This window comes from Novosphingobium capsulatum NBRC 12533 (genome assembly GCF_001598375.1).
Classification (GTDB): Bacteria; Pseudomonadota; Alphaproteobacteria; order Sphingomonadales; family Sphingomonadaceae; genus Novosphingobium; species Novosphingobium capsulatum.
Genome location: NZ_BCYV01000003.1, coordinates 199,458 through 210,131, shown reverse-complemented (window position 1 = coordinate 210,131; position 10,674 = coordinate 199,458). Strand labels below are relative to the sequence as shown.

The window sequence follows — 10,674 nt, the reverse complement described above, 5'->3', positions numbered from 1 at the left end:
AACTATGGCCGTCCCGGCTGGAACAACGATCGTGGCCCCGGCCGTCCTGGTTGGGGTGACAACCGTGGCCCCTGGCGCAACGATTGGCGGCAGGATCGCCGCTATGACTGGCAGGGCTGGCGCAGCGACCATCGCGATCTGTTCCGCGGGCCGCGCTATTTCGCGCCGATGCCCAACTATCGCTACAGCCGCCTGAACATCGGCATCTATCTGGGCGCACCATTCTTTGCCCAGCAATACTGGATCGCCGATCCGTGGGCCTATCGCCTGCCGCCGGCCTATCCGCCCTATCGCTGGGTGCGCTATTATGACGATGTCGTGCTGATCGACACCTACACCGGCCAGGTGGTGGACGTGATCTACGACTTCTTCTGGTAAGAACGATGACACGGGAAGGCCGGCCTTGCGCCGGCCTTCTTGTATGCGATGAACATCCCCGCGGCGCGGAACGCCCCGTTCAGATCGTGCCGATCGCCCCCAGAATGTTGCGCATCATCGCCAGCCCATCGTCGGTCAGGCGCACATAGCGCCGGCGCAGATCGCCCGTGTCGGCCTGGCGGTAAAGCAGCCCTTCGCGTTCAAGCCGCGCGATCCAGCGCAAAATCGTGGTGGAAGGCACGCCGGCTTCCAGGCACACGCTCGACACCTGCAATTCGGTGCCGCGCTTGTGAGCGATATAGAGATCCAGCAGGATGTCCCACGCCGGTTCGCCAAACAGGCCCTTCACCGGTGTCACCCCGTCGCGACGCCGGCGTAATGCATACAAGGCCTTGGCAATGCGGAAGGATTCCGCTTCGGCATCGACTAGGGCATCCAACGGAACGCGACCTCCCACAACTGGAGCAGTTTTGCTGCCTAAGGGAACTGCAGGCGCGAATGGCTTGGTCGTCACAGTGGTTCCCGTTACTTTCGCGAGGCCTTCGGTCGGACACAATGCCCAAACCGCTGGACAGCTTCAGGTTAACCGCACCTTGCAATAGCCCCATATCGACAATATTTCGCGAGAATTATCAACGATTTCGGTCCACATCGGACCAAAACCTACCAGAATTTACATTTGCGCCCGCTTTCCCAAGGGTTCCTGCCGAGCCGGCTTGCAGCCAGCGACACGTTCTTGCATGACGTCCCTATCATGGTTTTGTTCCGTTCCGAGCCCCATCCCGACAGTGCCGATCTCAAGCGCATCGGTAACCAGGTGCGCACGCGCCTCGATGCCGATCCGGCCGCCTATCGCATCCCGGTCGAGGATTTCGAGATCTATGCCGTGGGCGAATTCTTCACCCGGCCCGAGTGCGAGCGGCTGATCGGCGTGGTCGATGCCGTGGCCCGCCCATCAGACACCTACAGCACCGATGGCGGACGCACGAGCTATAGCGGCGACGTCAATCCCCACGATCCGTTCATCCGCATGCTGCAGCGGCGGATCGACGATCTCATGGGGCTGGACCCTGCCTTTGGCGAAACCATCCAGGGCCAGCGCTATCAACCCGGCCAGGAATTCAAGGCGCATTTCGATCATTTCCGCCCGTCAGACCCGATGTGGACCGAAGAAATGCGCAACGGCGGCCAGCGCAGCTGGACCGCTATGGCCTATCTCAACACCGTGGAAGAAGGCGGCTCGACCGACTTTCCCAAGGTCAACCTGTCGGTTCCGCCCCAGCCCGGCGCGCTGCTGATCTGGAACAACATGAACCGCGACGGGCGGCCCAATCCCAAGAGCATGCATGCCGGGCGGCCGGTGATCCGCGGCGTCAAATACGTGCTGACCAAGTGGTATCGGTCCCGCCCGTGGAATTGAGGCCTGGCACCAGGCTGGTGCGCGCCTTCCTCCTTTCCCTGCTAGCGGCATCGGCCCTGACCACCCACCCGGCCGGCGCGCAGGCCCTGCCCGCCACCGCCACAACAACCATACCCGATCAACGCCAGCGGAGCGATGCGGCACTGGCCGTGTTCCTGGCGCAGGATGACGCCGCCCGCCGCGCGCTCGATCCGCTCGACACCCTGGAACGGGGCGAGCCACTGACGGCCGAGCAGTTCCGCCTGATCTTCGATCCGGCGCTGACCACGATGCAGCGCGCGCGCAATGCCGCCGCGCGCGATGCCCTGGCGCGGATCAACCCCGACACGCTCGATCCGGCGCAGCGCATTTCGGCCAAGGCCTATGCCGCCGTGCTTGATGACGAGCAGGTGATGCTCAGCCCCCCGGTAGCCGACATGCTGGCGATGATGCCGCTCAATCCTGTCGGCGGATTGCAGGTGGAATATCCCGGCCTCGCCTCAGCCGGCGGGCCGATGGAGCTTGCTACCGGCGCAGACCATGCCGCCAACCTGGCGCGCGATCGTGCCCTGCCGGCGGTATTCGATGCGGCCATCGCCCGCTATCGCGAAGGGCTGGCGCGCGGCGTGACCAGCCCGCGCCCGGTGGTGGAAACCCTGATCGGGCAGATCGACGCGCTGCTGGCACGCCCGCCCGAGCATTCCCTGTTCATGACCCCGGCGCAGCAGGCACAAGGCCTGAACGGCAAGTCTGCCATGGTTGCGCGCCGCCGCCTGCTGGCGGAATATCGCGCCGCCACGGTCGAGGCAGTCTATCCCGCCTATCGCACCCTGCGCGCGTTCCTTGCCAACGAATATCTGCCCGCCACGCGCGAGAGCGTCGGCCTCGATGCCCTGCCCGGCGGCGCGGCGCTCTATCGCGCGCTCTTGCACCACCACACCACGCTCGATCTCGATCCCGCGCAGGTCCACACCCTGGGCCTCGCCGAAGTGGCGCGCATCCAGGCCGAGATGGACGTGGTCAAGACCCAGCTTGGCTTTACCGGCTCGCTCCATGCGTTCTTCGACGAAATCCGCGTCGATCCGCGCTATCACCCGCGCAAGACCGAGGATCTGGCCGCCGGCTATCGCCGCGTGGCGCAAGTCGTGGCAGCGCAGGCCCCCCGCTTCTTCATCACCATGCCGCGCACTCCGCTGCTGATCATGCCCCACCCGGCCTATCGCGCGCGGTTCGAGGCGGGCGGCAGCTATAGCCCCGGCACTGCCGATGGCAGCCGGCCGGGCGTGTTCTATTTCAATACCTTCGATCTCAAGAGCCGGTTCATGACCGGGATCGCCACGCTCTATCTGCACGAAGGCGCGCCGGGCCACCATTTCCAGATCAGCCTGGCCCAGGAAAACCCGCGCCTCCCCGATTTCCAGCGCTATGGCGGCAACACCGCCTATGTCGAAGGCTGGGCGCTCTACGCCGAAACCCTGGGTTATGCGATGGGGCTGTACGATGATCCCATGCAGCACTGGGGCACGCTGGACGACGAGATGCTGCGCGCCATGCGGCTGGTCGTCGACACCGGGCTGCACAGCCAGGGCTGGAGCCGCGCCCAGGCGCTGGACTACATGCTCGCCAATTCAGGGATGGGCCGCAGCGATGCGCAGGCCGAAGTCGATCGCTATATCGCCGATCCCGGCCAGGCCGTGGCCTACAAGATCGGCGCCCTGACGATCCAGCGCCTGCGCAGCGAAGCCGAACGCCGCCTGGGCCCACGCTTCGACTTGCGCGCCTTTCATGCCCAAGTGCTGGGCAGCGGCGCGCTGCCGCTGCCGGTGCTGGAAGACAAAATCCACGATTGGATCGAGGAACAGGCGGCGCGGTAGTTGGCCAAGAAGAAGCTGGACCCCGGATCAAGTCCGGGGTGACGAAGAATATGAGGTATTTTAAACACCTCAAATCAAATACCTAACGTCACCCCGGACTTGATCCGGGGTCCAGCTTTATCCCTCAATACCCCGCCCAAACCAGGCGCGCGTGATTCTCAAAATGATTCCACACTAAGCCACGAAGCCACGAAGACGCCCCTTCTCTTCGTGTCTTCGTGGCTTAGTGTGGAAATTTGAAAAAAGAGCGACGCAGTGTGAGTGGATTTCACCACCATTGCCGGGATTGCCCATATTCATCGCCAAGTGCCGTTGCTTCCACGCAGACGGGAATCCAGCCAAGAGATCAACTCAACAACCAGACGCCTGCCCTTTTTGCACCCTAGTCAATGGATTCCCGCCTGCGCGGGAATGACGAAGGAATAGCAGTGCAAATCGCCGAAAGCTCACACCCCTTATTCATCCCACTCTGGCGAGCGGAAGCGGAAGGAGCATTTCGTGCACATTTCAGGCTGATGCCAGACTTGTTTCGAAAAAAGCGGAGCCAGCATCTGATCTTTGGCGTGCTTAGTGGCTGTTCCATAGCGTCTATAAACGAGCCAGCCACAAGACGGGCATCTTAAGTTGAATATCCAAGCCCCGGGCATGAAAATGACCCCGCCGGCGAGCGCGAGTAAAAAGCAATCGGTGATCCCGGCTAAAATTATGAGGCCCATGCCGCAAAAACACAGCCAGCGGCATGCTGTCTCGTGTTTTTTAGCAAATCGAAGCCGCCGAACGGTTGCAGCGTCCAACATCGACAACGCCCCCAGCCCTCACGCGTGCGGCTGCGGCCCCAGTGCCGGATCGAGATCGCGTGGTCGCGTCAGGTCAACCAACCGCGCGCAACCCGCGTCCACATCCGCCCAGCGCGCCGCGTCCAGTTCCAGCACGGCGAAAGTGGCGGTAGGGAACTTGGCCTCCACCACATCGCGCAAGGGGCTTGATCCATCATCGGGCACCAGATCGAAGATCAGGTCTTCCAGGCCCGGATTGTGGCCGATCATCAGCACGCTGCCGGGATCGCCGGGCAATTCGCGCAGCAAGTCCATCAGCGTGGCCGAGCTGGCGAGGTAGATGCGGCGGTCCCATTCCACCGGAAACACGCGGTTCCACGCCTTGCTGGCCCATTCGATGGTCTCGGCCACGCGCACCGCCGGCGAGGCGATCACGCGGTCAAAGCGGCGGCCGCTGTCGCGCACATGCTCGCCCATGGCGAGCGCGCCGCGCTGGCCGCGTTCGTTGAGCGGACGGTCGAAATCGCGGGCGCGGGCATCGCTCCAGTCAGACTTGGCATGGCGGAACAGGGCGAGCGTCTTCACGGCGAACTTTCGACTTTCGATGCCAACACCGCCTCATCAACACGGCCGGCGATGGATTGTAAAGCCTGCTCCAGGCTGACCCGGCGCACTGGCGTGCCTTCGGGGAAGGCAGACAGCAGGCGCGATGGGAAGGCAGAGGAGAGGACCACGAAATGCCCCTTATCCTCGGCCGAGCGGATCAGCCGTCCGAAAGCCTGCGCCAGGCGCGCGCGAATGATGCGGTCATCATGCCCCTGTGCGCCGCCCTCTTCGCGCGGGGCGGCCATGCGCCGGGCGCGATGCAGGATCGATGGCTTGGGCCAGGGCACCTGCTCCATCACCACCAGGCGCAGCGACTGCCCCGGCACATCGACCCCGTCGCGCAGCGCGTCCGTGCCCAGCAGCGAGGCACGCGGATCATCGCGGAAGATATCCACCAGCGTGCCGGTATCGATGGGGTCGACATGCTGGGCATAGAGCGGCAGCCCGGCGCGCGCCAGGCGATCGGCAATGCGCCCGTGCACCGCCCGCAAACGGCGGATCGCGGTGAACAGGCCCAGCACGCCGCCGCCGCTCGTCTCGATCAGGCGGGCATAGGCGCCCGCCAGCGCGGCAATATCGCCACGTGGTACATCGGTGACGATCAGAACCTGCGCCTGGTTGGGATAGTCGAACGGGCTTTTGGCGGCAAACAGCTCGGGCTGCACCTCCAGCCGCGCGGCACCGCTGCGGGTGATCGCCCCGCTCCAGTCGCCGCCATCGGTGAGCGTGGCCGAGGTCATCAGCACGCCATGGGCCGGGGCCAGTACGACTTCGGCAAAGGGCTTCATCGGATCGAGATGGTGGCGGTGCAGCCCCATGTCCCATTCCCGGCCATCAGACCGATCCAGCGCCAGCCAATCGACGTAATCGGGATCGGCCGGCCCGCCCAGCCGCCCGAGCAGCGCGATCCAACCCGCAAGCAGGTCGGTGCGCCACTGGATGGCGCTGCGTGCGCCCTCAATCCGCGCGCGGGCCTGGCCGTCGAGCCAGTCGGGCCCTTCCTCCACGATCGCTTCCAGGCGCAGGGTCAGGCGCAGCAGCGGCTGGCGCAGGTCTTCCAGCGCTTCGAGCGCGCCCGCGGCAGCTTCCAGCATCGGGCCATCGAGCTGTGCCGCTTCGGTTTCCAGGCCATAGCCGGCCTCGGTGCCGCCGCTTTCATCGCGGGCCAGCACGGTGGCGCGTACCGCCGCCAGCAGGCGCTCCACCGGGCCATCGGGCGTGCCCTCGCCGATCCGCGCCAGCCAGCCGTCACCGGGCAAAAGCTCGGCGGCCTCGCGCGCCTGGGTGATCGCCGTGGCGCCACCTTCGTCATAGCTGGCGACATCGGCCAGCCGCGCCGAAAGCCCGCGCCGCCGCCCACGTGACTTGCCTTCGGGGCCGATCACCCAGCGGCGCAGCTCGATCGCTTCGGCCCCGGTCAGCGCGGCGCCAAACGTACTGTCGGCCGCATCGAACACGTGGTGTCCTTCGTCGAACACGATGCGCGTGGGGCGCTGCGCGACATCGCGGCCGCGCGCGGCGTTGACCATGACCAGCGCGTGGTTGGCCACCACCAGCTCTGCCTCGGCACTGGCGCGCGCGGCGCGTTCGATGAAGCATTTGCGATAATGCGGGCAGCCGGCATAGACGCATTCGCCGCGCTGGTCGGTCAGGGCGGCGATGCCCCGCTTACGAAACAGCGTGCCCAGCCAGCCGGGCAAATCGCCGCCGATCATGTCGCCATCCTGGCTATAGGCCGCCCAGCGCGCCACGAGATGCGCGAGGATCGCCGGCCGCCCGGTAAAGCCGCCCTGCAAGGCGTCTTCCAGGTTGAGCAGGCACAGATAGTTTTCGCGCCCCTTGCGCACCACCACCGGCGGCGGCGCCTTGCTGCCCGGCGGCGGCATGGCAAAGGCGCGCGCACTTTCGCGACGCAGCTGCCGTTGCAGCGCCTTGGTATAGGTGGAAACCCAGACCGTGCCGCCCGATTGCTGGGTCCACAGCGATGCCGGCGCCAGATAGCCCAGCGTCTTGCCGGTGCCGGTGCCGGCCTGGGCCAGCACCACGTGCGGCTGCCGCGCACCCCGGCGCGGCGCGAACATCTGCGCCGCCTCGCGCGCAAAGGCGCGCTGGCCTGGCCGGTCTTCCGCCCCGGCGCCGGTCAGCGTGGCGAGCCGCGTCTCCACCGCTTGCGGATCGAGCACGACTTGCGCCGGCTGTGGCCGCTCGCCCGCCTCGTCCCATTCGGGCAGGCGCGAAAACAGCCAGCGCTCGGCGCGTTCGGGCCGGGCGATCTGCCCGGTGAGCAACGTGGCCCAGGGCCAGCGCAGCTTGATCATGGATTGCAGCGCGCTCCACGCCCCTTCCCGCTCTGGCCAATCGGGCGCAGCAGTGGTGGCCAGCAAGGCCTGCGCCGCCTGCTGCAACAGCAGCGGCACGTCCGCGTCTCCGGCCGGTTGCGGCAGGCCCAGCGCATTGGCCAGCCCCTTGGGCGTGGGCACCACGAAACGCGCAGGATGGACGAAGGCGTAGAGCTCGAGCAGATCGAGGCCCGACAGATCGGGATAGCCCAGCCGGCTTGCCACCAGCGGCGCATTGAGCATCAGCAGTGGCGTATCGGCCGCCGCCACGATCGCCTCACCCTTGCCAACCGTGCGGGTGGAGGGGAACAGATCAACCCCGCGCAGCCAGCAGCCGCTGTGGCTGGCATGGACTGCGGGCAGATCGAGCGCCGGCGGGGCGGGATTGCCCGGGTCTGAATCAGCGGGGACAGCCATGCCCGAACCTGTGAACGAAAATGGAACGAGGGGCAAGCATACACCCGTGCCCCGCCCCCTCCACTTAAACAATCCGCGCCGGCGCCGTTTTTGCTGGCGAACCGGATGGGAACCGCCGGATCGTCACTCAACCCATAGTGGAGAATGGGAAAATGGCAGTCATCAACACCAATATCGCGGCGCTTCGTGCCGCCAACGCCTCTATCACCGCGTCGCAACAGACCGGCGTTGCGATGCAGCGCCTCTCGACCGGCAAGCGCATCAACAGCGCCAAGGACGATGCCGCGGGCCTGGCCATCACCACCACCATGACCGCGCAGATCCAGGGCATGCAGCAGGGCGTACGCAACGCCAACGACGGCATCTCGATGGCGCAGACCGCCGATGGCGCACTCAACGAAGTGACGGCGATGCTCCAGCGCATCCGCGAACTGGCGGTCCAGTCCAAGTCGGCCACCTACCAGGATTCCGATCGCACCGCGATGCAGTCGGAAGTGGGCAACCTTACCGCCCAGATTTCAGACGTGCTCAACAACACCCTGTTCAACGGCAACAACGTGTTCAAGGTGATGACCAGCACGCCCGCCACCGATGGCAGCGACGATCTCACGCTCGATATCCAGGCCGGCGCCAACACCACCAACGTGGTCACGCTGCGCTCCAAGGCGTTCGACGGCCAGATCCTGTTCGGCTCGGGCGCCTCGACCTATGATGCTACGTCCACCACCCAGGCGCTGGACGTGAGCGATTCCGCCAAGGCTTCGACCACGATGGACAACATCGACTCCGCCCTGGCGCAGGTGACGGCCGTGCGTGCCGAATTCGGTGCCGGCCAGAACCGCCTGCAATCGGTGGTCAACAACCTGACCGACAACGTCACCAACCTTTCCGATGCGCGCAGCCGCATTCTGGATACTGATTATTCTGCTGAAACCACCGCCATGGCCAAGGCGCAGATCCTCGCCCAGGCATCGACCGCGATGATCTCGCAGGCCAACCAGAACCAGCAGAATGTCCTGACGCTCCTGAAGTAAGTCCCCCATCCACACCCGCTTCGGGAGCCTCCACGGAAATGCGGTACAGCCCACCCCCGGGCTGTGCCGCATTTTCGCATGGAACCGCCGCATCAACCGCCCCAAATGCCTTGCCTTCGCGCGCGGCAGGCGCGAAAGGGCGGGAACCATGACCCAAACCGAACTCACCACCGCCGCCCAAGTGTCGAAGTCCTGGCCGTTCGAGGAAGCGCGCAAGCTGGTCAAGCGCTATCCCGGCGGGAAACGCGACGGCGCGGGTGAGCTGGTGCCGGTGCTGTTCGAAACCGGCTATGGCCCCTCGGGCCTGCCGCATATCGGCACGTTCCAGGAAGTGTTGCGCACCACGCTGGTGCGGCGCGCCTATGAAGTGCTGACCGGCGGCCACCCCACGCGCCTGGTTGCGTTTTCCGACGACATGGACGGGCTGCGCAAGGTGCCCGACAACGTGCCCAACAAGGACCTGCTCACTGCGCACCTGCAGGAGCCGTTGAGCCGCATCCCCGATCCGTTCGGTAAGTACGAAAGCTTTGCCCACCACAACAACGCGATGCTGCGCGAATTCCTCGATCGCTTCAGCTTCGACTATGAATTCGTCTCGGGCGCCGAACGCTACAATTCGGGCGCTTTCGACGAAGCGCTCAAGAACGTGCTGCGCCATTTCGACGCGATCATGGGCATCATGTTGCCCACCCTGCGCGAGGAACGCCGCAAGACCTATTCGCCGGTGCTGCCGATCTCGCCCAGCAATGGCCAGGTGCTCCAGGTGCCGGTGGAAGTGGTCGACGCGGAAAGCGGCATGATCCGCTTTACCGACGTGACCGGCGAGGTGGTCGAGCAATCGATCCTGGGCGGCAAGTCCAAGCTGCAGTGGAAGGTCGATTGGGCGATGCGCTGGGTGGCGCTGGGCGTCGATTACGAGATGTGCGGCAAGGACCTGACCGACAGCGTGACGCAATCGGGCCGTATCGCCCAGGTGCTCGGCGGCCGCCGCCCCGAAGGCCTGATCTACGAACTGTTCCTGGACGAGAAGGGCGAAAAGATCTCGAAGTCCAAGGGCAACGGCCTGACCATCGAGCAATGGCTCGATTACGGCAGCGAGGAAAGCCTCGGCTTCTACCTGTTCCGCGAACCCAAGAGCGCCAAGTCGCTGCACGTGGGCATCATCCCCCGCGCCGTCGATGAATACTGGCAGTTCCGTGAAAAGCTGGCCAGCCAGCCGGTGGAGCAGCAACTGGGCAACCCGGTGTGGCACCTGCTGCGCACCAATGGCGAACAGCCTGGCGCGGGCGACAAGCTGCCGGTCACCTATGGGCTGCTGCTCAACCTCGTCGGCGTGCTGGGCGCCCATGCCACGCGCGAACAGGTGTGGTCATACCTTGCCAACTATGTCGACAATGCCGATCCGGCCGCCCATCCCGCGCTCGATGCACTGGTGACACGGGCGCTGGCCTACAACCGGGATTTCATCGCGCCCACGCTGGTGCGGCGCAAGCCCGAGGCTGGCGAGGCAGCGGCGCTGGCCGCCCTCGACGAAGAACTCGCTGCGACCAGCGACGATGCCACGGCCGAGGAATTGCAGAACATCGTCTATGAAATCGGCAAGGACCCACACTACGGCTTCGAAACCCTGCGTGACTGGTTCAAGGCGCTGTATGAGACGCTGCTGGGCTCTGCCCAGGGCCCGCGCATGGGCAGCTTTATCGCGCTGTATGGCGTAGGCAATACGCGCAAGTTGATTGCTGAGGCGCTGGCAGAGGGCTGACACCCCCTCCCCCAGCCCCTCCCGCAAGCGGGAGGGGAGATAGCTGTTTCCCCCTCCCGCTTGCGGGAGGGGGCCAGGGGGAGGGAATG

The 10,674-nt window shown here is 65.3% G+C and carries 8 protein-coding genes; 5 read left to right on the top strand and 3 right to left on the bottom strand.

Going from position 1 to position 10,674, the window contains the following annotated elements; all coding sequences use genetic code 11:
- The coding region (locus SCA01S_RS22755) for an RcnB family protein (protein WP_245652401.1) at nucleotides 1–378 on the top strand (378 nt) is incomplete at its 5' end.
- A 79-nt stretch (nucleotides 379–457) separates the two neighbouring features.
- Here SCA01S_RS22755 and SCA01S_RS01020 read toward each other — a convergent pair.
- Nucleotides 458–892, bottom strand: a complete 435-nt coding sequence (locus SCA01S_RS01020; RefSeq protein WP_245652400.1) for a MarR family transcriptional regulator — start codon at nucleotides 890–892, stop codon at nucleotides 458–460.
- A gap of 240 nt (nucleotides 893–1,132) precedes the next feature.
- Here SCA01S_RS01020 and SCA01S_RS01015 point away from each other — a divergent pair, with 240 nt between their 5' ends.
- Both SCA01S_RS01015 and SCA01S_RS01010 read left to right on the top strand, forming a co-directional pair.
- On the top strand, nucleotides 1,133–1,798 hold the full coding sequence (locus tag SCA01S_RS01015; RefSeq protein WP_107715755.1) for a prolyl hydroxylase family protein: 666 nt from the start codon (nucleotides 1,133–1,135) through the stop codon (nucleotides 1,796–1,798).
- A 17-nt stretch (nucleotides 1,799–1,815) separates the two neighbouring features.
- Entirely contained in the window at nucleotides 1,816–3,651 is a 1,836-nt protein-coding gene (locus SCA01S_RS01010) for a DUF885 domain-containing protein (protein WP_062781966.1), read from the top strand.
- Nucleotides 3,652–4,466: 815 nt separating this feature from the next.
- On the opposite strand, the gene SCA01S_RS01005 is transcribed toward SCA01S_RS01010, so the two are convergent.
- Together SCA01S_RS01005 and SCA01S_RS01000 are read right to left on the bottom strand one after the other, a co-directional pair.
- Entirely contained in the window at nucleotides 4,467–5,012 is a 546-nt protein-coding gene (locus tag SCA01S_RS01005; protein ID WP_062781963.1) for a SixA phosphatase family protein, read from the bottom strand.
- Nucleotides 5,009–7,789: an ATP-dependent DNA helicase gene (locus SCA01S_RS01000; protein WP_062781960.1), complete on the bottom strand. Its 2,781-nt coding sequence runs from the start codon at nucleotides 7,787–7,789 to the stop codon at nucleotides 5,009–5,011. The genes SCA01S_RS01005 and SCA01S_RS01000 overlap by 4 nt, the downstream gene beginning before the upstream one ends.
- Before the next feature lie 152 nt (nucleotides 7,790–7,941).
- Here SCA01S_RS01000 and SCA01S_RS00995 point away from each other — a divergent pair, with 152 nt between their 5' ends.
- Nucleotides 7,942–8,823, top strand: coding sequence for a flagellin N-terminal helical domain-containing protein (locus SCA01S_RS00995; protein WP_054131988.1), 882 nt, complete (start codon nucleotides 7,942–7,944; stop codon nucleotides 8,821–8,823).
- 148 nt (nucleotides 8,824–8,971) lie between these two features.
- Nucleotides 8,972–10,585 (top strand): lysine--tRNA ligase, encoded by a 1,614-nt coding sequence (locus SCA01S_RS00990; protein WP_062781957.1) that lies wholly within the window; start codon nucleotides 8,972–8,974, stop codon nucleotides 10,583–10,585.
- Nucleotides 10,586–10,674: the final 89 nt, after the last annotated feature.

Excerpts from the sequence above, each read along its gene's own strand:
- SCA01S_RS01015 (WP_107715755.1), top strand. The coding sequence starts at position 1,133 with ATGGTTTTGTTCCGTTCCGAGCCCCATCCCGACAGTGCCGATCTCAAG.
- SCA01S_RS01000 (WP_062781960.1), bottom strand. The coding sequence starts at position 7,789 with ATGGCTGTCCCCGCTGATTCAGACCCGGGCAATCCCGCCCCGCCGGCG.
- SCA01S_RS00995 (WP_054131988.1), top strand. The coding sequence starts at position 7,942 with ATGGCAGTCATCAACACCAATATCGCGGCGCTTCGTGCCGCCAACGCC.
- SCA01S_RS00990 (WP_062781957.1), top strand. The coding sequence starts at position 8,972 with ATGACCCAAACCGAACTCACCACCGCCGCCCAAGTGTCGAAGTCCTGG.